The 23,971-nt window shown below is 72.0% G+C and carries 20 protein-coding genes; 5 read left to right on the top strand and 15 right to left on the bottom strand.

Going from position 1 to position 23,971, the window contains the following annotated elements:
- Positions 1 to 39: 39 nt before the first annotated feature.
- The 3 genes from AB0D74_RS43495 to AB0D74_RS43485 form a co-directional block, all read right to left on the bottom strand.
- Complete coding sequence (locus AB0D74_RS43495; RefSeq protein ID WP_362599804.1) at positions 40 to 1,374, bottom strand: NDP-sugar synthase; 1,335 nt, start codon at positions 1,372 to 1,374, stop codon at positions 40 to 42.
- Between the two features lie 234 nt (positions 1,375 to 1,608).
- Positions 1,609 to 3,456 carry an MFS transporter gene (locus tag AB0D74_RS43490; RefSeq protein ID WP_362599802.1) on the bottom strand — a complete coding sequence of 616 codons (1,848 nt, stop codon included), beginning with the start codon at positions 3,454 to 3,456 and terminating at the stop codon, positions 1,609 to 1,611.
- 198 nt (positions 3,457 to 3,654) lie between these two features.
- Positions 3,655 to 6,366 (bottom strand): D-alanyl-D-alanine carboxypeptidase, encoded by a 2,712-nt coding sequence (locus tag AB0D74_RS43485; RefSeq protein WP_362599800.1) that lies wholly within the window; start codon positions 6,364 to 6,366, stop codon positions 3,655 to 3,657.
- A 144-nt stretch (positions 6,367 to 6,510) separates the two neighbouring features.
- Between AB0D74_RS43485 and AB0D74_RS43480 the strand changes: the two genes are divergently transcribed.
- The 3 genes from AB0D74_RS43480 to AB0D74_RS43470 all read left to right on the top strand — a co-directional run bounded on the left by AB0D74_RS43480 (position 6,511) and on the right by AB0D74_RS43470 (position 8,821).
- Positions 6,511 to 7,263 (top strand): GPP34 family phosphoprotein, encoded by a 753-nt coding sequence (locus tag AB0D74_RS43480; protein ID WP_362599798.1) that lies wholly within the window; start codon positions 6,511 to 6,513, stop codon positions 7,261 to 7,263.
- Positions 7,264 to 7,581: 318 nt separating this feature from the next.
- Positions 7,582 to 8,439: a helix-turn-helix transcriptional regulator gene (locus AB0D74_RS43475; protein WP_217554965.1), complete on the top strand. Its 858-nt coding sequence runs from the start codon at positions 7,582 to 7,584 to the stop codon at positions 8,437 to 8,439.
- A gap of 190 nt (positions 8,440 to 8,629) precedes the next feature.
- Positions 8,630 to 8,821, top strand: a complete 192-nt coding sequence (locus tag AB0D74_RS43470) for a DUF397 domain-containing protein (RefSeq protein WP_293995171.1) — start codon at positions 8,630 to 8,632, stop codon at positions 8,819 to 8,821.
- 193 nt (positions 8,822 to 9,014) lie between these two features.
- On the opposite strand, the gene AB0D74_RS43465 is transcribed toward AB0D74_RS43470, so the two are convergent.
- Complete coding sequence (locus AB0D74_RS43465; RefSeq protein ID WP_362599796.1) at positions 9,015 to 9,521, bottom strand: glutathione peroxidase; 507 nt, start codon at positions 9,519 to 9,521, stop codon at positions 9,015 to 9,017.
- Between the two features lie 9 nt (positions 9,522 to 9,530).
- Entirely contained in the window at positions 9,531 to 10,514 is a 984-nt protein-coding gene (locus tag AB0D74_RS43460; protein ID WP_362599794.1) for a transcriptional regulator, read from the bottom strand.
- Positions 10,515 to 10,624: 110 nt separating this feature from the next.
- Between AB0D74_RS43460 and AB0D74_RS43455 the strand changes: the two genes are divergently transcribed.
- Complete coding sequence (locus tag AB0D74_RS43455; protein WP_362599792.1) at positions 10,625 to 11,818, top strand: MFS transporter; 1,194 nt, start codon at positions 10,625 to 10,627, stop codon at positions 11,816 to 11,818.
- Here the strand turns inward: AB0D74_RS43455 and AB0D74_RS43450 are convergent.
- The 6 genes from AB0D74_RS43450 to AB0D74_RS43425 form a co-directional block, all read right to left on the bottom strand.
- A complete protein-coding gene (locus tag AB0D74_RS43450; protein WP_362599790.1) occupies positions 11,763 to 12,698 on the bottom strand; it encodes a slipin family protein in 936 nt (311 codons plus the stop codon). The two genes, AB0D74_RS43455 and AB0D74_RS43450, sit on opposite strands and share 56 nt — an antisense overlap.
- Positions 12,699 to 13,035: 337 nt before the next feature.
- Positions 13,036 to 13,254: a hypothetical protein gene (locus tag AB0D74_RS43445; RefSeq protein WP_362599788.1), complete on the bottom strand. Its 219-nt coding sequence runs from the start codon at positions 13,252 to 13,254 to the stop codon at positions 13,036 to 13,038.
- Positions 13,255 to 13,258: 4 nt separating this feature from the next.
- Complete coding sequence (locus tag AB0D74_RS43440) at positions 13,259 to 13,498, bottom strand: hypothetical protein (protein ID WP_362599786.1); 240 nt, start codon at positions 13,496 to 13,498, stop codon at positions 13,259 to 13,261.
- A 189-nt stretch (positions 13,499 to 13,687) separates the two neighbouring features.
- The gene (locus AB0D74_RS43435) at positions 13,688 to 14,905 is read right to left on the bottom strand and encodes an SPFH domain-containing protein (protein WP_362599784.1); all 1,218 of its coding nucleotides are present in this window, start codon (positions 14,903 to 14,905) and stop codon (positions 13,688 to 13,690) included.
- A 12-nt stretch (positions 14,906 to 14,917) separates the two neighbouring features.
- Complete coding sequence (locus tag AB0D74_RS43430; RefSeq protein WP_362599781.1) at positions 14,918 to 15,166, bottom strand: hypothetical protein; 249 nt, start codon at positions 15,164 to 15,166, stop codon at positions 14,918 to 14,920.
- A 327-nt stretch (positions 15,167 to 15,493) separates the two neighbouring features.
- Positions 15,494 to 16,894, bottom strand: coding sequence for a macro domain-containing protein (locus AB0D74_RS43425; protein WP_362599779.1), 1,401 nt, complete (start codon positions 16,892 to 16,894; stop codon positions 15,494 to 15,496).
- Between the two features lie 177 nt (positions 16,895 to 17,071).
- Between AB0D74_RS43425 and AB0D74_RS43420 the strand changes: the two genes are divergently transcribed.
- Positions 17,072 to 17,893: a macro domain-containing protein gene (locus tag AB0D74_RS43420; protein WP_362599777.1), complete on the top strand. Its 822-nt coding sequence runs from the start codon at positions 17,072 to 17,074 to the stop codon at positions 17,891 to 17,893.
- A gap of 57 nt (positions 17,894 to 17,950) precedes the next feature.
- Here AB0D74_RS43420 and AB0D74_RS43415 read toward each other — a convergent pair whose 3' ends face one another.
- The 4 genes from AB0D74_RS43415 to AB0D74_RS43400 form a co-directional block, all read right to left on the bottom strand.
- Positions 17,951 to 18,643: a nucleotide-binding protein gene (locus AB0D74_RS43415; RefSeq protein ID WP_362599775.1), complete on the bottom strand. Its 693-nt coding sequence runs from the start codon at positions 18,641 to 18,643 to the stop codon at positions 17,951 to 17,953.
- A gap of 2 nt (positions 18,644 to 18,645) precedes the next feature.
- Positions 18,646 to 20,256 carry a hypothetical protein gene (locus AB0D74_RS43410; protein WP_362599773.1) on the bottom strand — a complete coding sequence of 537 codons (1,611 nt, stop codon included), beginning with the start codon at positions 20,254 to 20,256 and terminating at the stop codon, positions 18,646 to 18,648.
- A gap of 56 nt (positions 20,257 to 20,312) precedes the next feature.
- Positions 20,313 to 21,035, bottom strand: a complete 723-nt coding sequence (locus AB0D74_RS43405) for a hypothetical protein (protein WP_362599771.1) — start codon at positions 21,033 to 21,035, stop codon at positions 20,313 to 20,315.
- A gap of 370 nt (positions 21,036 to 21,405) precedes the next feature.
- Positions 21,406 to 23,817: a DHA2 family efflux MFS transporter permease subunit gene (locus AB0D74_RS43400; protein WP_362599769.1), complete on the bottom strand. Its 2,412-nt coding sequence runs from the start codon at positions 23,815 to 23,817 to the stop codon at positions 21,406 to 21,408.
- Between the last annotated feature and the right edge of the window lie 154 nt (positions 23,818 to 23,971).

Raw genomic sequence — 23,971 nt, 5'->3', positions numbered from 1 at the left:
GGGCGTGCGCTTGATCCGTTCGGGTCCGGCCGGATCGCGTCAGATCCAGCGCAGGATGTCGTCGGAGCTGGTCAGATGGGTGCCGGAGGGCAGTCCGGTGACGGCGGGGACCCGCAGCCGCGGGTAGACGCTCACCCCCGAGAGCCGGGTGCCGGGGCGCAGGTCGGCCGCCTCGCCGATTGCCGAGTGGACGAGCCGGACGGGGTTGTCGCGGGAGGAGTGCACCTGCGCCATCGGCCCGACGTACGAGTCGGTGACACGGGCGTACGCCCCGACGACCGCGCCGTCGCCGATCGCCGACCGGCTGAGCCGGGCCCCTTCGTCGATGTCGACGTCGTCGCCGACGTCCGTGTACCGCAGCTTCACCCCGGGGCCGATCTCGGCGTTCCGCCCGATGCGCACGGCGGGGCCGAGCACCACGCTGCCCTCGGAGATCTTCTGGGCGAGGGTCGTGCCCTGCACGCTGTCCTTGGTGCGCAGGCTCGACTCGTGGATCCAGTACGGCGGGTCGGTGCTCACCGGCGCGCCCATGGCCCGGCTCATCCACCGGTACCGGCCGCGCAGCACGTCGCCGAGGGTGGCCAGGTAGTCCGGGATGCTGCCGAGGTCGCCGAGCCGCTCGATGCGCGCGGACGCCACCGGCAGGCTCCGCCGGACCAGCCAGGGCAGCAGGTCGCCGCCCCAGTCGAGGCGCTGCTGGGCGAGCCGGATCATCTCGGGGGTGCGGGCCGCCAGCCGCAGGCGCCCGCAGTCGACGAGGTACATGCCCGCGTTGGTGGGCAGGGTGAAGCCGTTGCCTGGCAACGATGTCTCGGGGAAGAGGCGGTGGATGCGGTCGAGGTCGGGTTTCTCCAGGAAGCCCGAGACGGTGCCGTCCGCGGACGTCTGCATCACGCCGTACTTGCCGGCGATCTCCTCGGCGGTGCGGGCGACGGAGGCGACGGTCACGACGGCGTCGGCGGCGTCGTGCGCGTCGGTCAGGCGGGGGAGCGAGAACTCGAAGACGGAGTCGACCGGCATGACCAGGGCGCGGCCGGTCAGGTCCCAGCGTTCGAGGTTGTGCAGGGTGGCGGCGCCCGAGCCCACGTTGTAGCGGTCGAGCCGGGCCCGGGAGTAGTGGATCTCGACGCCGAACCGTTCGCCGCGGCCCAGCACGAGCTTGATCTGGCTGTGGTTCTCGGCGCCCTGGGCGACCACGTGGAAGCGGCGGATGCCCTGGTCCCGGCAGTTCTCGACGAGCCACTCGACGACCGGCCGGCCGGCGAACGGGATGAGCGCCTTGCTGCGGATGTAGTCCGCGGAGGCGAGGGTGAGCGGCTTGGCGCGTTCGCCCCGGCCTCCCGCCAGGATTATCCCTAACGTCTCGTCCCCCATGACTGCGCTGCCTCCTCGGCTGACGAATCAACGCCATTCAGTCAACTGAGCCCGTCATCGAGAGTCAAGTAAAAAGTAAAGAAAATGGGCGAACGGGGGTCATGGGGGACCTTGACAGTTTCCTGAAGGACGGTTCTGAGCTGGGAAGATGTGCGAGAGCTAGGAGTTGACCCAGAGAGTCAACCCAGTCCCTCCACTTGTCATCCGCTGTGTCATGTCAGGCGCGGCAGCCGGTCACTTCAGCTCGTCGGGGCACGGCGTCCCCCGCGGCAGCTGGTACGGCGACGCCAGCCGGTACGTCCCGGCCCGCGGGGCCAGCAGCATCGTCCACTTGTCCCCCTTGGCGTCCTCCGGCGTCTCCGTCAGGCAGCCGTTGACGTTCGTGTACGTCTTCGGCTCGCCGTCGGCCCGGTGCTTGGAGGCCTCGGTCTCCTGGGGCGCCTTGAGGCTCTTGCCGTCCGCGTCGACGATGCTCAGCCACGGCGAGTACGGGATCCGGATCAGGATCCGCCCGGCCTTGCGGACCTCGATGGTCAGCTCGCCCTGCTCCGCGCTGTCCACCGCCGCGTCGGGCTCGGCGAGCGGCACCGGGTCGGTCACCCGGAACAGCTGCCAGTTGGCGTCGCCCCAGATCTGCTTCAGGTACGGCATCCCGCGCTGCACCAGCGCGCGTTCCCGGTCACCGCCGCCGTCGCCGTCGGGGTTGTCCTTCGGCACGACGACGAAGTGCACCGCCCAGCGCTGGAGCCACTCGTGGTAGTTCGCGGAGTTGAGGCTGTCGTCGTAGAAGAGCGGGTTGCGCTCCATGTCGGCCTGGCGGTTCCAGCCGCGGGCCAGGTTCACGTACGGCGCGAGCGCCGAGGCCTCGCGGTGCGAGCGGGCCGGGACCACCTCGACGCGGCCCTTCTCGGCGCCGACCTGCTGGAGCTGGTGCACCAGCGGGGCCAGCTCGCGGGCCCAGGACGCGGTCGGCGTCGTGTGGATGATGTCGTCGACCGACTTGTAGCTGATCCAGCCGCAGACGCCGAGGAAGGCGAGGACGACCGTGTAGTACCTGCGCGAGCGCGGGACCGTGTACGGCAGGGCCGCGATCAGCGTCACGCCCGCGAACAGCATCGGCAGCCGCGAGATGTTGGAGCCGATCTGCGAGCTGACCAGCCACACCAGCACCACGCCGAGGCTGTACACGGCCGCCGTCAGCCGGACCGTCTTCCACTCCTTCGGCACCAGGAAGAGGCAGAGCAGGCCGTACGTGAGCGGCATGACGACCGAGCCGAAGCCCATCGGCTGGGTGCCGGAGAACGGGAACAGCCAGGCGGAGACCGCCACCACGGCCGCGGGCGCCAGACCCAGCGCCCAGGCGCCCGGCCGCCGCTTCTGCAGGAACAGCGCGACCGCGACCAGGCCGACGAAGAGCCCGGCCACGGGCGAGGACATGGTGGCGAGCGCGGCGAACGGCGCGGCGACGAGCGCCTTCGCCCACCGTTTGTACCGCCACCGGTACGGCCAGCAGAACACCGCCCCGACCGCGGCCAGCGCGAACATCGTGCCGAGCCCGAAGGTGACCCGGCCGGACAGCGCGTTGCAGATCAGCGCGAACACCCCGGCGAGCGCGGCCCACAGGGGGTTCCGCACCGCCCGGCTGCGGATGAGCAGCAGGGTCAGCAGGCCGGCCGAGACGGTGCCGGCGAGCATCAACGTCGTACGGACGCCGATCAGCGACATCAGGTACGGCGAGACCACGCTGTACGACACCGGGTGCATGCCGCCGTACCAGGCGAGGTTGTACGCCGAGTCCGGGTGCCGGCCGACGAACTCGGCCCAGGCGTCCTGCGCCGCGAGATCCCCGCCGCTGTTCGCGAACGTGAAGAACCAGATGATGTGCAGGACGCCGGCGAGGGCGGTGACCGACAGCACCGGATGGCGCAGCAGCTGCCGGCGCAGCGGCTCGGCGGCCCGCAGCAGACGCTCGACGGGCTTACGCTCCGTGGCGTCCGCGGCTGCCGGCGGCAGGGCTATTCGCGGGCCGGCTACCGGGCCCGGATCGGCGTCGTCGGCGTGTGTCGGCTCCGCTGTGGCCACCTGAAGGCACTCCCCGTGTCCCGTCTTCTGTTCTCGGCCGCGTTCCACGGTGTTGGCGGCTGCTTTCCGTCCAGTTCGCGGCCGTGTCCCGGCGTGCCGACGACCTGCCCCGTTTCGTGACGCTAGCACGCACCCCGCCGCGGGGCCCTGGGGTGGGCCGCCATCGGCGGGGTGCGGTGACGGTATGTGCGTTATGGGTCAGCCGAGGCGGGTCAGCTTGCTCGTGAACCCGGGCTCGGCCAGTTCCTTCGCCAGGGCGACCGGGACCTGGACGGCGGAGCCGGAGCCGTCACCCACGGTGAGGGTGCCGACCGTGGTGCCGGCCTTCGCGGTGTGCGGCACCTCCTGCGGGGCGAACGACAGCTTCACCTTCAGCCCCGACCAGCCGACGGCGGTGACGTCCTTCGTCGCCACGACCGCGGTACGGCCGCCGAGCCCGTCGTCCACGTACCCGACGACGTCGCCCTTCTTGTAGATCGTCGCGGACCGCAGCGCGCCCTGGGCCGCCCGGATCAGCTTGTCGCCGCCGGTGAGTGCGGCGCTGAGGATGGTGTTGTCGACGCCGCCCGCGGGCTGCCGGATGACCGCGCCGATGACCGTGCGGGTCTCGCCGCCGACCGTCTTCTTCGCCGCGAAGACCAGGTTGCCGAGGGCGGAGGTGGTGGTGCCGGTCTTGATGCCGACGACGTCGTTGTGGCCGACCAGCTGGTTCCAGTTGGAGTGGTTGACACCCTTGTAGTCGTCGTACGACATCATCGCGGCGACCTCGCGGAACGACGGCTCGGCCGCCATCGCGGCCTTGGCCAGCCTCACCTGGTCCACGGCCGTGGACACGGTGGAGTCCGTGAGCCCCGACGGGTCGGTGTACGTCGTGTTCGTCATCCCGAGCTTCTTCGCCGTGGCGTTCATCTTCGCCACGAACGCCTTCTCGGAGCCGGCGTCCCAACGGGCCAGCAGGCGGGCCACGTTGTTGGCCGAGGCGATCAGGATGGACTCCAGGGCCTCGCGCTGGGTGATCGAGTCACCGGCCGTCACGTCGACGGTCGACTCCTGGCCGGCGTTCGCCTGGTCCTGGGCCGCCTGGTCGATCTTTATCTTCGGTCCTGCGGCGCCGCTCTTCAGGGGGTGGTCGCGCAGGACGATGTACGCGGTCATCACCTTGGCGACGCTCGCGATCGGCACCGGCTTCTGCTCGCCGGAGGAGCCGAACGTGCCGATGCCCTGGACGTCGAGGGCGGCCTGGCCGTCGGCCGGCCACGGGATGTCGGTCTTGGCGCCGGCGAAGGTGTACGTGTCCTTCGCGGTGAGGTCGAGGGTGGGCTGCGGGAGCGGCCGGAAAGCCTGTACGACCGCAAAGACGATCACGAGGAGGATGACCAGGGGCGTCCAGATCTTGACCCGGCGCACCGCGGTCCTGACCGGGGTCTCCGGCGGCGGGGGCGTGTTGGTCAGCTCGGCGAGCAGGTCCAGCGGGGGCTTCGGGGGAAGCGGCTGCTGGGTGGTGTGCTCGGGGCCGACCTGCGGGAGCACGGTGGTGCGGGTGGTGGAGGCGGGCTCGGGCCTGGCGTCCGGCTTCGGGCCCTGCTGTATGTCCGACTTGAGGGCGACGAACTTGCTGGTGCGTTCGGCGTCGGCGGCGGGGGACTTGGGCGTCGCGGTGCCGGTTCCGGTGCCGCCGAGCTTGAGCGTGGTCGTGGGCTGGTCGACCTGCGGGGGGCGGGGGGCCTTGAGCATGGTGGTCGGCTGATCGACGGCGGACTCGGCTTCGCCTTCGCCGCCGCCGGTTTTCCCACCCGCACCACCCGTGCGGCCATCGTCGTCAACCGCGAGTGGCCCCTGCGACGCGTCCTCACCATCGGCGCCCACGGCTCCGCCGGTGGCTTCGGGCTTGGCGTCCTCGGGCTCGGCCGCCGCCTCCGGCTTTGCGTCCTCGGGTTCGGCGGTGCCTTCGGGCTTGGCGTCCTCGGGTTCGGAGGCGGTTCCGGGCTCGGTGTCTTCGGGCTCCGCCGCTGCGTCGGGCTTGGTGTCCTCGGGGTCGGCCGCGGCTTCGGGCTTGGCGTCTTCGGGGTCGGCCGCGGCTTCGGGCTTGGTGTCCTCGGGCTCGGCCGCTGCCTTCGGCTTGGTGTCCTCGGGCTCGGCCGCTGCCTTCGGCTTGGCGTCTTCGGGCTCGGCCGCGGCTTCCGGCTTGGCGTCTTCGGGGTCGGCCGCTGCCTCCGGCGCGGCGTCCTCGGGGGCGTCGGAGGCCGTGGTGGTCGCCGACTTGCCCTCGGGCTTTGCGTCTTGGGGTTCGTCGGTGGTGGCCGACTTGTCCTGGGGGGTGGCGTCCTCGGGGTCGGTGGCGGCCTCGGGGCTGTCCTCCGGGGTGGGGTCCTCGGTGGTCGCCGACTCGCCCTCGGGGGCGGCGTCCTGGGGCTCGGCGGGGGTGTCCTCCGGCTCTGCCGGGGTGGCCCCGGGCGCCGTAGCGGTGTTGTCGGCGTTCTTCCGGGGCTCCTGCGCCTTCTCCGCCCGCTCGGCGTCCGCGGGGGCCTCAGGGCCCTCCTCGGCCTCCGTGGCCGCCTCAGGGGCCGCCGCGTCCTCCGCGGGCTCGCCCCCCGTGCGCACCCATGCCGCCACCGCGGCACGGAGCTTCGTGTCGGTCTCGCCGGCTTCGCCGGTCTCGCCGGTCTCGTCGGTCTCGCCGGTCGTCTTCAGGTCCCGTACCGAGAAGATCCGGGTGGCGGTGTCCACGCCGCCGGCGGTCTCCTTCCCGGCGGCCACCGCCAGTCGTGGGTCGCGCGCTTCGGGAACCGATTCCGCGCTCCCCGGCGTCGGTTCTGCCGACGACTCGCGCTGCTTCGACCTGTCGGGGGACTCGCCCGCCACCGATGCCTCCTCCACGCTTCGCACGTTGCCGTGCGCTGTCCGAACCATGTACCAGTGTCCTGTGTGCGGGCTTAGCCCCTGCGGTAGACGAGAACGACATACCTACCGGTTCCCTTACGAACCGGTCACGCACCCTCGACAGACCAATGTGAGAGGGGTCACCCTGTCATTCATCCACGCGGGGAGGCATGGATGGGCAGGAGCCGCAGAACAATTCCGGAGGAGCTTCTGCTGCTGGCACTGGACCCGGCCACGGGTACCACTGCACAGCCGCAGTCGCTCGACCTCGGTCTGGCCGGAGCACAGCTAGTAGAGCTGGCGCTGGCCGGACGGATAGCCCCAGACGGGGATCGTATCGCCGTGGTGCAGCCACGGCCGACTGGAGATCCGACTTTGGACTGTGCGTTGGAGTTGCTGCGAAGGCGCGGCGCTCCCGTACGGGCTGTGCACTGGATCGGCGGGCCTCGACTCGGCCTGCGCCAGGTCTATCTCGCGCATCTGGAACGGTGCGGCATGGTCGCCGCCGTGGCGGGTCAGATGTGCGGGGTGCTGCCGACCACTCGCTACCAGGCGACGGACAACGCCGTCACCCGGGAGATCCGTGGCCGGCTGGATTCGGCGATCCGCACCGGCGTTCCGCCGGACCCGCGGACCGCGGCGCTCGCCGCCCTGGCCCACGCGGTCGGTCTCGGCAAGCACCTGTACCCGGGGAACGAGGGCCGCTCCTCGCGCTCCCGGTTGCGTGACCTGATCCGGCACGACCCGATGGGCGGGCTCGTGGCCCACGCCGTCATGGACGTGCAGAACGGCGCGGCTGCCCAGCCACGCCGCGCCCCGGCCCCGGCCGGACCGGGCGTCAGGTCCGCCGCGCCGGAACCCGCACGCGGTGTTCCGATGCAACCGCGCCGAGGTGCGGGCGCGATGGCGCGTGCCGTGGTGCACTGAGCCGCAGTTCCACGGCAGCAACAGAGCCGGCCCCGGCCGGCGACACAGCACCCCTGAGACCCGGTTCGGGAGCCGCTGGTCCGAGCGGGGCGGTCGAGGCGTACGCAGTACGCGCCTCGCCGCCCCGCTCGGCATTTCCGTCCGCAGCCGTCCGCAGCCGTCCGCAGCCGTCCGGAGAATCCGGAACGTGCCCGAACTGACGCGTACGCGCCGCATATCCGCTGTTTCCCAGCGGTAGGAACCACCTTGGTGGCAGTCTGCTCAACAGCAGATACGCAAAGTGGTAGTTACAGGCAGGCAGCCGGAGGTGCACGTCCCGTGGCGTCCAATGTCAATCCCACCGTCAGGCGACGCCGGCTGGGCCAGGAGCTGCGCAGGCTCCGCGAGCTCAAGGGCATGACGGCGGAGGAGGTGGCGGAGCGGTTGCTCGTCTCCCAGTCGAAGATCAGCCGGCTGGAGAACGGGCGCCGGAGCATCAGCCAGCGCGACGTCCGCGACCTGTGCGGGGTGTACGAGGTCGAGGACCAGCGGGTCGTCGAGTCCCTGATGGAGATGGCCAGGGATTCGCGGCAGCAAGGATGGTGGCACGCGTTCGGGGACATCCCGTACAGCGTCTACATCGGTCTGGAGACCGACGCCGAGTCACTGCGGGTGTACGAACCCCAGCTGGTCACCGGGCTGTTGCAGACCCGGGCGTACGCCGAGGCCCTGGTGCAGGGCGCGTTGCCGGAGACCTCGGCCGCCGACATCGAGAAGCGCGTCCAGGTGCGGATGCGGCGACAGGAACGTATCACCGCCGAGCACAACCCCCTCCGCCTGTGGGTGGTGCTGGACGAGGCCGCGCTGCGCCGGCTCGTCGGCAACAGGCTCGTGATGCGGGAGCAGTTGGAGTACCTGATCGAGATGTCCCAGCAGCCGCACATCACCGTCCAGGTGCTGCCCTTCGAGTGCGGCGCGCATCCCGGCCTCAACGGCCAGTACGCGATCCTGGAGTTCGCCGACGCGGCCGACTCCAGCGTCGTCTACCTGGAGGGCGTCACCAGCGACCTCTACCTGGAGAAGGCCCACGACGTGCAGAAGTACGCCGTGATGTACGAGCACCTGCGCGCCCAGTCGCTGAACGTCGAGCAGTCCCGGCAGTTCATCGCCGACGCGGCCAAGGAGTACGCCCGCTGAGGAAGCGGCGGACTGTACACCGGTGCCACGGTCCAGCGGAAGTCTCCAACGGAATATGCCACCCGGTCGAGTGAACGGGTACTCCAGGCGAGGAAGTTGGCTAGTAGCGTCGATCACGCCAACCGGTCAGAAAGGTTGGCGTGAATCGCACTACAGCAAGCACCACAGCAATCTCGCAACAGGAGTGGACATGGCACTGCTTCAGGGCGCCACGGAGACGTGGACGAAGTCCTCCTATTCCGCAGGGAACGGGGCGTGCGTCGAGGTCAAGTCGCCGACGACCGCGGGACTCGCCGTACGCGACTCCAAGGTCGAGGAGGGCCCGGTCCTCGCGTTCCCGGCCGGCGCATGGAACACCTTCGTCGCTTCGGTCAAGGCGTAAGGGGGCATTCGCTGACCCACCGCTTCACGCTCCCGACGAAAACAACTGCACAAGCGTCACACAGAGCCCTCTCGACCAGCCCGCCGTCCTTGCCGAGGGGGCTCGGCTTGTGCCCGTCACCGGGCGGATCCGCTCCGCCCGGTGACCACGAGGCTCGGCCCCGCCCCGCCCCAGATGCAGGGCCCACCCGGGGTCAGGCGAGGGCGGCCTCCACCGCGGCCACGACCTCGGCCGACTCGGGCTCGGTCTGCGGCGAGAACCGGGCGACGACCTGCCCGTCCCGGCCGATCAGGAACTTCTCGAAGTTCCAGCGGATGTCCCCGGTGTGCCCGTCGCCGTCGGCGAACCCGACGAGACGCTCGTAGAGCGGGTGCCGGCCCTCGCCGTTCACCTCGACCTTCTCGGTCATCGGGAAGGTCACGCCGTACGTCGCCGAGCAGAACTCGGCGATCTCCTCGGCGCTGCCGGGCTCCTGGCCCATGAACTGGTTGCAGGGCACCCCGAGCACGGTGAAGCCCTGCGCCGCGTACCGCTCCTGGAGCTTCTCCAGGCCGTTGTACTGCGGGGTCAGGCCGCACTTGGAGGCCACGTTGACAATGAGCACGGCCTTGCCGCCGTAGCCCGGCAGAGCGGCGGAGCCGCCCTGCAGCGCACCGATCTCCACGTCGAGCACGGACCCGTTGTTCTCGGAAGTCGTCATATCCGGATGCTAACTCCGCCGGGTGGCCGCCCGGGTTCCGGCCTCCACGATCACGTCCCCCGCCACCGTCCGCGAGTACAGCACCACCCGCCCGACCCGCCGCCGCTCCACCAGCCCCGCGCCGAGCAGCACCCGCAGATGCCGACCGACCGAGCCGAGGCCCTGCCCGGTCACCGCCGTGAGGTGGGTCGTGCTCAGGGGGGCGTCGAGCAGGACCAGCACCCCCGCGCGGGCGGCGCCCAGCAGGGTCTCCAGGCCGGCCGGAACCGCCCGCTCCGAGGGGTCGGAGAGCGCGCCGGCACAGGGGTAGACCAACGCGTACCGGTCCGGTTCCTCCCACGAGACCCAGCCGGACTTCGGGGTGACCGGGACGAGCAGGAGGTCGGCGCCGGAGATCTCGCGGGGCGGGTACTCGTGCAGGTTGACCTGGAGCCGGTTGGAACCGAGCCAGCGGGTCCGCCCCGGCCGCACCGAGTCCAGCACCTCCGCCCAGCCGCCCCGGCTGACCTGCGCGGTCCTGGCGGCCACATCGGCCTCCAGGATCCGCCGCCGACGGTCCCAGGACGGCCGTACGGCCGCCTCCCACACGTATGTCAGCAGCTCGGCCGCCCGGCAGGGCAGGTCGTCGCGGTCCAGGGCGGCGGGCAGCGGGCCGCCGAGGGAGAGCCGCAGGTGCGCGCGGGCGGCGTCCGGGCGGACGGCCCGTACCCGGGCTATCGCCGCCTCGGCGCTCTCCCGGTCCCGGGGCGTGGGGGTGAGGAAGTCGGCGGTCCACACCCGGCCGAGCCCGGCGCGGACGAGCAGCGCGGTGACGGGGTCGGCGGCGAGCCGCGCCCGGTAGCCGGGCAGCTGCTCGTCCAGCCAGCGCCGCTCGCCGGGGTGCGCGGCGCTGCCGCCGTGCAGCAGCCTGAGGCTCGCGAAGGTCTCGGCGTAGGGGGAGAGCACGAAGCGGCTCCGGGCGAGCGTGTCCGCGTTGAGCTGCCACCAACCCAAGAGGTCCCCCCGCTGTCGGACGCGCCGCCGCCGGAGCCGTTGCCGGCGGAACCTTTCGCGCTCGTGCGAAACAGTAACGCCCGCGTCCGGCACCCCCGAGACTCCCGGCCATGCCCATCAGCTACCGATCCCTCTTCCGCACCCCCGAGTTCACCCCCCTCTTCCTCGGCGCCGCCGCCCAGAACGCGGCGGGTACCGTCGGCGGTCTCGCGCTCGGCACGCTCGTCTACCGCTCCACCGGCTCGCCGCTGCTCTCCGCGCTGAGCATGTTCGGTCCCTCCCTGGCGCAGGTGCTCGGCGCGACCTTCCTGCTCTCCGGTGCCGACCGGCTGCCCCCGCGCACCACCCTCGCCGCGATCTCGGCCGCCTTCACCGCCGCCACCGCGGGCCTGGCGCTGCCCGGCCTTCCGGCCGGCGCGCTGCTGGCCGTCGTCCTCCTGTTGGGTCTCGTCGCCTCGCTCGGCGGCGGGGTCCGCTGGGGGCTGCTGAACGAGATCCTCGACAAGGACGGCTATCTGCCGGGGCGTTCGCTGTTCAACATGATGAGCGGGCTGGTGCAGATCGCCGGTTACGCCACCGGCGGCGCCCTGCTCGCCGCCGTCTCCCCGCGCTTGTGCCTGCTGCTCGCCGCGGCCCTGTACCTGGCGTCCGCCCTGGCCTTCCGCCTCGGCCTGAGCGCCCGGCCGCCCCGGGCCGCCGGCCGGCCCTCCGTCGCGGCGACCTGGCGGACCAACGCCCTGCTGTGGTCGTCCCGCCCGCGCCGTCTGACCTATCTCGGGCTGTGGCTGCCCAACGGTCTGGTCGTCGGCTGCGAGTCGCTGTTCGTGTCGTACGCCCCGGGATCGGCCGGCACCCTGTTCGCCTGCGCGGCCCTCGGCATGCTGGCCGGGGACGTGACCGTCGGCCGGCTGCTGCCGCCGACGGTCCGCACCCGCGTGGCCACGCCGCTGCTGCTTCTCCTGGCCACGCCCTACCTGGTCTTCGTCCTGCACCCGCCGCTGGTGCTCGCCGCCGGCTGCGCCGCCGTCGCCTCCGTCGGCTTCGGCGCGAGCCTGGTCCAGCAGGAGCGGCTGATGAAGCTGACCCCGGACGGACTCGGCGGCCACGCCCTCGGGCTGCACTCGGCCGGCATGCTGACCCTCCAGGGCCTGAGCGCCACGCTGGCGGGCTCGGTCGCCCAGCTCACCTCGCCCGCTGCCGCGATGACGCTCATGGCGGTCGCGTCGCTGGTCGTGACGGTGTCGCTGGCTACGGCCGCTCGACGGGAGCGGGCGGCTCCGTTGCCGGTTCCCTCGGCGCCGTGAGCTCCCCGGCCGGCCCGAACGTGTCGGCGACGGCCGCGATCTGCTCGATCCCGGCCTTGAGCGCGGCCGACCCGTCCGGGCCGTCCAGTTCGCGCTCGTTCTTCTCGACCTCCTGGTCGAGCCGCTTGGTCGCCCGTTCGAAGTAGCGCAGCAGCTCCACCGGGAACGGCATCACGAGCGTGGAGTTCTTCTCGGCGGCGACCTCGACGACCGTCTGCAGGAGGCGCAGCTGCATCGCCTCCGGGGTCTCCGACATGATCCGGGAGGCGTTGGCGAGCTGCTGCGCGGCCTGGAACTCACCGTCGGCGGTGATGACCCGGGCCCGCCGCTCCCGCTCCGCCTCGGCCTGCCGGGACATGGACCGCTTCAGGGACTCCGGGAGCTGTACGTCCTTGATCTCGACGCGGTCGATGTGGATGCCCCACTCGGCGGCCGGGCTGTCGATCATCAGGGCGAGCCCCTCGTGCAGCCGCTCCCGGTCGGTCAGCAGGTCGTCCAGGTCGCTCTTGCCGATGATGGAGCGGAGCGAGGACTGGGCGACCTGGCCGACGGCGAAGACGTAGTCCTGCACCTCGATGGCCGCGCGGACCGGGTCGGTGACCCGGAAGTAGACGACGGCGTCCACCTTCACCGACACGTTGTCCTTGGTGATGCCCTCCTGCGTGGGCACCGGCATGGTGACCACCTGCACGTTCACCTTGCGCATCCGGTCGACGAACGGGACGAGGAAGGTGATCCCCGGCCGCCGGAAGTCCGGCTGTGCCTTGCCCAGGCGGAACACGACCCCACGCTCGACCTGGTTGACCACCTTCATCCCGCTGCGCAGCACGAGCAGGACCGCCACGACCACCAGTACGACCCCTACGACGGCGCCGTCCATGGGCACACACTCCATTCTCGACGTGATCCGGACAAGAATCCGGACAAGGAAGAGGACACGTCCGGGCCCTCCCGGGATGCGGGTCCCGGCGTCAGGAGTACGTAAAGAAACAAGGCGGGTCCCCGGATGGGCTATGATCAATCCAGAGCTGGTCGGCCCGATTCGGTCCGCCCGGTGCTGCGTTGGTGGTCCAAGGAAAGACGCCCCGCTTCCTGCGGGGAAATGCAGGTGCAAGGCCTGCCCGGCGCTCCATCCCGAGGCCCGTCCACACACTGGACGGGCCTCGTGCGTTGTCCGGCACCCGGGGCACCCCGGCGCAGACGGCCGCCGGGGACCGTCACGTCTCCGGCCCCCACCACTCCGGCCCGCCGCCCCGCCAGTCGATCCACGGCGCCTGCGCCACCTCCGCCGGGTCGATCTCCAGCCCGGCCCGGCGGAGGAACTCGGCGACGTCGGTCACGTTGTGCGCGAGCCCGAGGATCTCGCCGTCCACGCGCAGCCGCCGGCCACCCGTCGGCGACGGCGGATGCACGATCACCCGTATCGGTCCGGACATGCCTTCAGGATCGTCCGGGACGTACGGTCCCGCACTCCAGCCCGCCATCCGAACCCTCCCTCAGCTCCCGCCACGCGGCGGGGCTCGGTCGCCGTTGCCCCCAGTAGGGATGGAAGAACACCTCCGCCGACAGCCGGTACAGCCGCCGCCGCAACTCGGTACGCCCGGGCCGCACGGCGAGCTGCCGATAGGTGGCGCTCCATTCCTGCTGCGCCCGGGCCAGATCCACGGGAAACGATCGCATGCCCAGATTCAAGCATGTGTTCGATTTTCGAGTCCATCGAAACAGAACCGCGCCCCCGAAACAGAACCGCGCCCCCGAAGGGGCGCGGGGCTGTATCAATATGCGGCTACCGCCGCGCGGGCGCGACCAGCCACGACGGCGCCGCACCCGACCGACGGCCGTCACGGCGCCTACAGCCGAGCGCAGCGCCTAGTCGACGTCCACCGGCCCGTCGTCCGACTTCCGCCCCTTGCCGGTGGGCAGCTGCAGCAGGCTGCTGCCGCCCCCGTCCTCCCCGGAACGCGCGCCCTCGGAGCGCCGGTCCCCGGGCCGCTGCCCGTCGGAGTCCTGGCCGCCCAGGTTCTGCCGGACCGAGTCGAGGATCGTCAGGCCCTGGGAGACCAGGCCGGCCGCGATCTCGCCGAGGCCGTCCGCGCCGTTGAGGACGTTGACGTTGGCTCCGGCGAGGCCGCCCGCGGCCTCCTTGACGATCTGCGGGAGCTGGTCGATCAGCATCCGGTCCAGCGCGACCCGGTCGTACGACGCCGCCGCCTCCGCCTGGATCTTCATCCGCTGCGCCTCGGCGGCGGCGAGGATCCTGACCCGCTCGGCCTCGGCCTCGGCGGGCCTGACGACCTCGGCCACCAGCTGCTCCTGGCGCAGCTTGGCCTGGCGCTGGGCCAGCTCCGTCTGGGCGGCGAGCACCTCCTGCTGGGCGTGCGCCTGCGCCAGCGGCCCGGCCTGGGCGGCCTGCGCCTGGGCGCGGTCCACCTCGGCCGAGTACTCGGCCTTGACGATCGCGGTCTGCCGGGCGTACTCGGCCTGGTTGCGGGCCGCGACCTGCTCCGCCTCGACCGAGGCCTGCGTGGCCTGCGCCTGGGCGATCTGCGCCTGCCGCTGGATGGCCGCCTTGTGCGGCGCGGACATCGCGTCGATGTAGCCGGTGTCGCCGTCGTCGATGGACTGGATCTGCAACGAGTCGACGATCAGGCCGATCTTCGCCATCTCCGTCTTCGAGGTGTCCAGCACCTCCGCGGCGAGCTTCTGCCGCTCGGTGACGATCTCCTCGACGGTCATCGAGCCGATGATGGCCCGCAGGTGACCGGCGAAGATCCGGCCGGTCAGCACCGACATCTGCTCCTGGTCGGAGAGGAAGCGCTGGCCGGCGTTGATGATGCTCTCGTGGTCGTTGCCGACCTTGAAGGCGATGACCGCGCGGACGTGCAGCGCGATGCCCTGTCTGGTCACGCAGGTCTCGGTGACCTCGGACTCGCACATCGACAGGGTGAGGAAACGTACCTTCCTGACGACCGGCAGCACGAACTTGCCGTGCCCCGTGACCACTCGGAACGGCGCGCCCCCCAGTCCCCGCCTGCCCCCCGAGATCAACATCGCCTCGTCGGGAGCGGGTACGCGGTATCCGAACATTCCTGTCTCTCCTCAGCCGGCCTCGGCGCTGTCGCCGAGCGCGTCCAATGGATCCACCCACTCGATGACGCCGACCTCCCGGCATCCCCGTGATTCGATCACGAGCACGGTCGCGCCGACCGGCAGGGGCTCCTCCGACCAGGCGAGGAAGGTCTCCGAGCCACCCCTGACCCGCACCAGGACCTCGCCGGGCCCGGTGGCGCCACGGGTTCCGATGAGCACGATCCCCGTGCAGCCGATCACGGCCTCGTCCTGCGGCATCACCGGCCGTCCTCCTCCTCCTGGCCTCATGATTCCGACGATAGACCCGTTCGGTGCGGGACCCAACGGTCGGGAGAGCCCGTCCTGTCCGGCCCCCTGCGGTTGCGGGGCGGGGACGCCCGTCCGCGGTTGCCGGAACCGGATCGGAAGCGGTTGGAGGGTGCCTGCGGAAGCGGCCGGGGTGGTCTCGTGGACGGAGGTGAGGCCGGGCGCGGCGGCGCGCGGCGCGGACGGCGGGTGATGCCGCGAAGGGGGAACGGACAGATGCGGAGCAGCCTGCCGGCCCGGGGGACACGTCCGGGCCGGCGCCCGGTCTCACCGCCGTCGTCAGTCGGCCGCGCGCAGGCCGAGCACCAGGTCCTCGAAGCGCTGCTCCACCGGGGTCAGGTCGGTCCTGGCCAGTTCCTGGGGCAGGATGACGATCCGGAGTTCGGGGGTCAGGGCGGGGTGGCGGCGGCAGGCCTCGATGAACGAGTCCACGATGAGGGCGGCCAGCTGGCCCCGGTCCAGGTCGGTGACCCGGGCGAGACCGGAGCCGATGAGCGGGACGGCGACCGGCTTGAACAGGCCGTTGACCGCCACCGAGGCCCACAGGCTGTCCAGGCTCAGCCGCAGGTCGGCGTGGTTGGACCGGGCCACCAGGTCGTTGCCGAGCCGCGAGTAGGCGGTGGCGAACACCCGGCGGCCCTCGACCGGTACCACCACGGTCGTGCCCACCGGGTAGCGCACCCGGCGGCCCAGCGGTTTCGTCCGTACGGTCTCGGTGCCCACCGACTTCACCGCCCGCAGCCCCGCCCGCAGCCGGTCGTCCAGCAGGCGCCGCTTCCCGGCGAACAGCCGGTCGACGAGCTGGCTCTGCAGGCTCTCCCGGCTGATCACGAGGTCCTCGGCGGTCTCCGTGTCGAAGGTGTCGGTGAACCCGATCACCAGGTTGCAGTCCGCCTGGTCGAACAAGTCGCCGCGCACCAGGACTACATCGGCCCGCTGGCCCTCCAACGGAACGCGGTGGCGCAGCAGTTCGGCCCCGTGCCGGGCGCGCAGCTCCGCGCGCAGGGCGTCCAGGACGCGTGCGGCCTCGATGTCGTCGGGGTGCTCGTGGGCGATCAGTTCGGCGACCGGCAGGGCGAGTTCGGGCCGACCGAGGTCGGTCTGCACGCGCACCAGTTCACGGCGGGCCGCGTCCTGAAGGGTGGTCAGGCGGCGGACGAAGGGCACCGCGAACCCCTCGCCGTTCACCTCGGCGAGCGGCCGGCCGCGTACCAGGGACAGCGCTTCGGACAGCCGGTGCGCGGCGGTGGCCGGGGGCGCGAGCAGGGCCTCGCCGACGATCGCGGTGAACCGTGCGCTGTCCAGTTCCTCGGGCCGCAGCACCAGCCGGTAGGCGGTCTCCGGGCCCTGCACGGTGACCTGCTGCTCGGTGCGCAGGACCTGCGTGCCCACGCCGTCCTCGCCGGGGGTGCCGGGTGCGCCGGGGGCCAGCGCCCGCCGCAGCTCCAGGACCCGTTTCTGCACCTCGTTGCGGTTGCGCTGGTCCAGGTGGCGCGGTTCGTCCGCGAGACCCCACACGTCGCGCCGCAGTTGCCGTACCGGCACCGCCTCGCCGCCGGCCGCCACCAGGCGGACCAGCAGCCGTACGGTCAGCGGCGTCAGCCGGACCGGAACCCCGTCGACCTCGAGCTGGACCGGGCCCAGTACCTTCACCCGGATACGTGTTCTGACACCGGCCATCCGCGTCGCCCCCCGGCGGTTCTGCGTCACTCTGCGTCAGCCATAGTGACTGAAAGATTATCATGATGCCTTGGGGAATCCATGAGTTCGGGTGATTCCGCCGGACTGGACCCGATGCACCCGATACGGCCCCGGGGCGCCGTCCGGCGTGGTACAAGGCGCGCGCGGCAGGCCTTCGTGCGCGACACGATGGTGGCGTTCGGCGGGCTGTCCGCCGTGTCCCAGGTCGTCGGCCCGTTCGTGCCGTACAGCGCGTCCGGCGCGGTCGTCGGGCTGTCGGTGGGGGCCTGCCTGGGCTACGGGCTGCTGCGGGCCCGGCCGGCGGTGCGGGTACGGCAGGTGTTCCGGCGGCCCGACATGACGGTCGTCGTCGAGACGGGCGACCTCTTCGAGCAGCCGGCCCACCTCGTCGTCGGCTTCTGCGACACCTTCGACACCCTGTCGGCCGGCGGCCGGGTCATCAACGGCGACAGCGTGCAGGCGCAGCTCCTCGACCGCCTCTACGACGGCGACGTCGCCCGCCTGGACGCGGAACTGGACGCGGCGCTCGCCCCGGCCGAGCCCGTCGCCCGGGAGGCGCGGGCGGACAAGCCGCTCGGCAAGCTCGACCGCTACCCGGTCGGCACGGTGGCGGTCCTTGGCACCCGGCCGCGGCTGGTGTTCGGCGTGGCCTACAGCCGGATCGGCAACGACTACGTGGCCTCCTCCGGCGTGGAGGACCTGTGGCGGGGACTGTCCGGGCTGTGGGACGCGCTGCGCGCGCACGCCCAACTGGAGCGGGTGGCCATGCCGTTGACCGGGTCCGGGCTGGCCCGCCTCGGCCACCTCGACCGGGACAGCCTGCTCCGGCTGGTCCTGATGTCCTTCGTGGCCCGCTCCCGGGAGGCCGCGATCTGCCGTGAACTGCGCCTCGTCGTACGGCCCGAGGAGCTGGACGGCATCGACATGCGCGAGCTGGCCGCGTTCCTGGCCGCCCTGGCGTCGGGCCAACAGGGGTAGCGCGCACGGAAGGGGGGGCGGGGGCCCGTGGCCCCCGCCCCCCTCGCGTACGGCCCGTCAGGCCAGTCGGCGATAGGCCGCCAGGTTCTCGAAGTGCGAGGTGTCACGCCAGTCCGGCCGGGTGTCGTCGAGGTCGCACCCGGCACCCTTGAGCCGTTCCACGATCTTCGAGACGGCGGTCTCGGAGCCGTCGAAGCGGATCACGTTGCGGCCCCCGAGATCCGCGGCGGGCCGCACCTGGCCGACCTCCACGATGATCGTCCGCTCCGGGTAGGCCATCAGCGCCATGCCGAGCTCGATCAGCACGTTCTGCCGGGGCTGACCGGTCAACTGCGTCTCGTAGGAAGGCTCGTTGTCGCCCAGCAGGTGCGGGTGGAGCTTGGCGACGTCGTCCGGGGTGAGCAGCACGAGCGCCGCCTGCGCCTGGGAGAGCGCCTTCTCGATGACCTCGCCGAGGAACGGCGCGGTCCCGCCGGTGCTCCGCACCAGCCGCTCCCACTCCAGCGGACGCAGGTCGAGCCGGCGCAGCAGCCCGAACATGGCCTCGCGGACCTTCTCGTCGCGGCCGTGCACGACGAAGACGCTGCGCCTGCGGCCGTAGTCCGCCTGCGCCTGCGCCGCCCGCGCGGCCTCCCGCTCGGCGGACTGCGGGTCCTCCTGCGGGGCGTTGTGGACGTTGTAGCCGAAGCCGTGCTGCTCGCCGCCGAAGAAGTTCTGGCTGTTGTCGCCGCCGGTGTTTCCCTGGCTCATGGTCACGTCCCCGCACTTTCTGACGAACCGCCGCTCGACGGCGAGTAGTTGTAGCCGAAGTTGCTCTGCTGGCCGCCGAAGAAGTTCTGGCTGTTGTCGCCCAGCAGGATGTTGGTCTGCGCCCGGTCGTGCTCGGCGAGGTCCACGTCGTGCTCGTCGAGGAACGCGCGGATGTTCTGGAGCAGCCGGCGCTGGACGATCTGCATGTACTTCACCGCGTCGGACTGCTGGAAGAAGTGGTGGTACGTCTCGCTGGTGGCCAGCTCCCGGACGCTCGCGAACGCGCCGCAGTTGACCCAGCGGTTGACGTAACGGCCCAGCCGGAACTCGCTGGTGTCCTCCACCCGGTCCGACAGCAGCAGCTCGGCCGCGGCCCGCCTGGCCCTCCGGGCGCGCCAGGGCCGGGTCCAGCGGACCGCCCACCCCGGCAGGAACCGCTCCGGGACCAGCAGCAGCGGCCACATCCACAGCGTCAGCCACCAGCGCACCAGGGACGTGAACATGTCCCAGGCCACCCGCACCGCAAGCCGCCCGTCGACGGCCGCGGGCAGCTGGTCCACCAGGTGGAAGTCGCCCACGAGCGGCCCGAGTACGTAGGTGTAGAACTCGGTGTGCAGCGTGTTGCCCTTGATGTCGAACCCGACGAAGATCGAGGTCACCAGCTCCTCGTTCCACGACCCGACCCGCACGCACAGGTACTCGCGGGCCGCGTCGTAGTCCTCCCGCCAGTGGATGCCGGGCAGGTCGTCCACGCCGGGCAGCTGGGACCAGCCGGCGCCCTGGGTGCGGTCGTTGCTGCGGATCGCGGTGGTGTAGCGGCGCTGCTCGACGGTCAGCCCCTCGATCCGCTCCTCGGGGCGGGTCTCGTCCCGCAGGTCGGCGGCGAGCCGGGCGGCGACCTGGCTGGTGATCTCGTGCACGGTGAACGGGACGACCTGTCGGCGCTCGACGGTGTCGAGGTCGGGCGGGGTGCCGTCCGCGCTCTTGCGCGCCATGATCCGGGTCTTCGGGGCGCCGAGCAGCAACTGCGCGTTGGACCAGTCGCGCAGCGGCAGGCCCGCGCCGACGAAGGGCCGGTAGCCGCCGTAGAAGACCAGTCCGCTGCGGCCGGCCTGCTCGTGGTCGATCTTGCGGGCGAGTGCGTCGGTCAGCTTGGCGTGCGCCGGGCTGGCACCGTCGAAGCCGCCGTCCGGGCCGCTCTCCCGCACCCGGGTCATCAGGAGGTGCAGGGTGGCGATCCGGCGCAGATAGGCCGCCGCCCACGGCACCCAGCACAGCAGGACGACACCGACGAACGCGTTGAGCACCCCGTTGCTGAGCAGCAGCAGGACCGCGAGGTCCACGCCGGCCGCGACCGCCCACTGGATGCGGCGCAGCCGCCGTGCGGCGAGGGCGTGGGCGAGGACCGACACGGCGTCGTAGCCGTAGGAGGGCGCGACGACCCGGAACCGTCTGTGCAGCAGTTCCCGGATGACGGCGCGCCGGTAGCCGGTGTGCAGGTAGGTGCCGGCGGACAGCAGCCGGGTGGCCCGGGTGCGCGCGTACGCGCGGTGCTCCGGCGGGTCCTGCGGTGCCGGGCCGGGAGGACTGGGGTCGAGTATCTGTGTGGCCATGGTGGTTCAGCGCTCCGCTCGTGCGGGCGCACCTCTCGGGCACGCCCCGGTGGGTGTCAGCCGGTCTGGGTGGCCGTGCCGCTGGTGATCACGCCGTTCTGGACGGTGTAGGTGGCGTCGAACGACTTCGTCGTGCCGTCCGTCTGCACGGCGTCGAGGGTCACCTGCACCTCGTCGCCCGCCACGGACACGACGGTGACGGTGTCCCGCTCGGTGGTGGCGTAGCCCGAGACGAAGCTGTCGTAGCTGGAGTCGAGGTTCTTGCCGCCGAGGGACCAGGCGGTCCGGTAGTCGCGGGCGCTGATCGCCGCGAAGTAGGCGGTGACGACGTCGCCGGGTCCGCCGCTCGCGGTGGCGCTCGGGGAGGCGGTCTCGGTGTCCGTCGGGTCGCCGTAGTAGCCGTCGGTCGCGGTCGCCTCGGGGGTGGCCGTGTCGCCGTACGGCCATGCGGACGCCGTCGTCGGGTCGGTGTAGACCGGCTGGTCGTCCGTACCGGCCGTGGCACCGCCGTCCGAGCCGGAGGTGCCCGCGCCGAAGACGCCGGAGCCGGAGCCGGTGCCGGACGTTCCGGACGACGACCCGGACGACCCCCCGGCCAGGCCGCCGATCAGGGCCAGGATCAGGGCGAGCAGCAGGGGCGTGGCGATGACCACGAGCCCCCAGGTGCGGGCGGGTCCGCCCGGGGGTATCAGTCCCGGTGCCTGGTAGGAGGGCGGCGCGCGATGGGTGGACAGCGGGTCGGGACGCCGGGCGGGCGGCGTCGGAGCTGCATCGGTCATGGGGTTCTCCAGCGGTGACGGCAGTGCACCGCGCCCCGCCCCGGCCGTCGTGAGCGGACGGTGAACAGCGGGACAGGGCAAGGCGGTTGACACCTACGAGATCACCAGCACCGCCGCTTCCGTGGCCAGAACCGACCTGCTTCCGATCCGCTTCCGGCCCACTACCGAGCCCTTCGGGGCGCCTGTTCCCGCCATCCGCGCCCCAGGGACGCCACGACTGCCCCGCCGGCCGCCGGGACGGCACCGGGATCCGGCCACCGGATCCCGTCCGGTACCGCCCGGGAACGTCCGGAAACGCGGCAGAGCCGGGCGCCGCGGGTGCCGTACCCGTGCCGCCCGGCTCTGCCGGGGAGGTTCCGCCCGCCCGGCGTCAGCCCACCGGGCCGGACTGCGGGATGTCCCGGTGGCCGGGGTCCTCGTGGGTGAGGTAGAGGTCGAAGCCGTCCTGGCCGGTGCCGGTCAGCCGGAGCGGGGCGGCCACCGGCGGGTAGCCGGAGGCGACCACCGTGTACTCGGTGCCGGGCAGGTCCGCGAAGGCGTACGCGCCGTCCTCGCCGGTGGTGCGGGAGGCGACCACGTTGCCGGCGGAGTCCAGCAGGGCCACCCGGGCGTCGGTCAGGGGCGAGCCGTTCCCGCCGCGGACGGTGCCGCGGACCGCGGCGGCCGGCGCGAGGAGGACGTCCTGGGCGGCCCCGGCGTCCCCGACGGTCACCGCGACGGCGCTGGGCCGGTGGCCCTCGGCGGTCACGGTCACGACGTACTCCCCGGCGACCAGTTCGCCGAGCCGGTAGCCGCCGTCGGCGCCGGTGACCGTGGAGTCCGCCACCTCGCCGAACAGGTCGGTGGCGACCACCAGGGCCCCGGTCACCGGGAGGCCGCCGGAGCGGACGCTGCCGGTCATGCCGGCGGTGCCGGCCAGCACCAGGTTGTACTCGACCGGGGAGTCGCCCACCGCGAGGGTGGCCACCTGCGGCTGGCGCCCGGCGGCCGAGCCGACCAGGACGTACGGGCCCGCGGCCGGGACGGTCACCGCGTAGCGGCCCGCGAGGTCGGCGACGGCGTGCCCGAGCTGGCGGCCCTTCGGGTCGATCAGCGTGACCACGGCACCCGGCACCGGCACCCCGCCGCCGGCCGCCAGCACCCGGCCGCTCACCACCGGGCCGCCGGTCGGATCCGGCAGCTCCACGGTGGTCTCGGTCCGGGGCCGGACCAGGGGCGCGGTCTCGGCCGTGCCGGTCTCCTCGAAGGCGGCGGGGGCGCTGTCCCCGGTCTCCACGGCCTGCGTCTGGGCCATCGGGCTGCCCTTGCGGTAGAGCACCGCCGCGAGGACGGCCGCCACGACGAAGAAGCCCGCCGCCCACCAGTAGGCGGTGGCGTAGCTGTGCAGCGCGGCGTCGGCCTTCACCAGCGGGGTCACCGGGTGGTGGTCCTTGACGTAGTCGCTCGCCGAGGTCGCCGCCAGGGTGGAGAACAGCGCGGTGCCGATGGAGCCGCCGACCTGCTGCATGGTGTTGGTGGTCGCCGAGGCGACGCCCTGGTCCTGCGGGGCGACGCCGAGGGTGGCCAGGCTCATCGCGGGCGGCATCACCATGCCGATACCGGCGCCCATGATCAGCAGCGGTCCCAGTACGTCCGAGGTGTAGGCCGAGTGCAGGTCGAGCCGGGTGAGCCAGACCATGCCCGAGGCCGCGAGGAGCGCGCCGACCGGGACGATCGGCTTGGCGCCTATCCGGGGCACCGCGACGATGGTGGCCAGCTGCGCGAACACCATCAGCGCGCCGATCATCGGGAGGAAGGCCAGACCGGTCTTGACCGGCGAGTAGTGCAGCGTCTCCTGCAGGTAGTAGGTCAGGAACAGGAAGATCCCGAACATGCCCGCGCCGGTGACGAACACCGAGAGGTAGGCGGCGGCGCGGTTGCGGTCCGCGAGCACCCGCAGCGGCAGCAGCGGATGGCTGGTCCGGGTCTCCCAGAAGGTGAAGAGGGCCAGCAGCACACCACCGGCGGCCAGGAAGGCCCAGACCATCCAGTTGCCCCACGGGTGGGTCTCGGCGTTGGCGAAGCCGTACACCAGGGAGAACACGCCGCCCGCGGCGAGTACGGTGCCCAGCGCGTCCAGGCGGGGACGCACGGCCTTCGCGGGCCGGCGGACGAAGATCATCGTGCCGATCACCGCGACGACCGCGATCGGCAGGTTGACGTAGAGGGTGTACCGCCAGTTGAGGTGTTCGGTCAGCACACCGCCCAGCAGCAGGCCGATGGCCCCGCCGCTGCCGGCGATCGCACCGTAGACGCCGAACGCCTTGGCGCGTTCCTTGGCATCGGTGAACGTCGTGGTCAGCAGGGACAGCGCGGCGGGCGCGAGCAGCGCGCCGAACACGCCCTGGACCGCCCGGCCGACGATCAGCATCGTCAGGTTCTGCGAGGCGCCGGCCATCGCGGAGGCACCGGCGAACCCGACCAGGCCGATCAGCAGGGTGGTCTTGCGGCCGAAGAAGTCCGCGAGCCGTCCGCCGAGCAGCAGCAGGGAGCCGAACGCCAGCGAGTACGCGGTGACGACCCACTGCCGGCCGTCGTTGGAGAAGCCCAGGTCCTGCTGGGCGGACGGCAGGGCGATGTTCACGATCGTCGAGTCGAGCACCACCATCAGCTGGGCGAGGCCGATCACGGCCAGCACCATCCACCGGTGCGGTGCCTGGTGCCTGGCACCGCGGGCTGACGAGGACTGGGCCGGTACGGCGCCGGCGCGCGCGTCTGCGGAGTCGACAGAAGTGGATGACATGTGGGGGCTCTCCGAAGCGAGTGGATCACGTGCTGACGGGCACCGGGAGGGTCACGGTGTCCGGGAAGGGCGGGGCGGCGGTGTTCGTGGCCGGGACGGCCCACCAGCTGATCGAAACCGTTTCGTACACTTGGAGGCTAGGCATTCCACGAGC

It is taken from the genome of Streptomyces sp. NPDC048278, assembly GCF_040652195.1.
Classification (GTDB): domain Bacteria; phylum Actinomycetota; class Actinomycetes; order Streptomycetales; family Streptomycetaceae; genus Streptomyces.
Note: the sequence above shows the minus strand (reverse complement) of the source record. Positions and strands in the feature narration are given on the sequence as shown.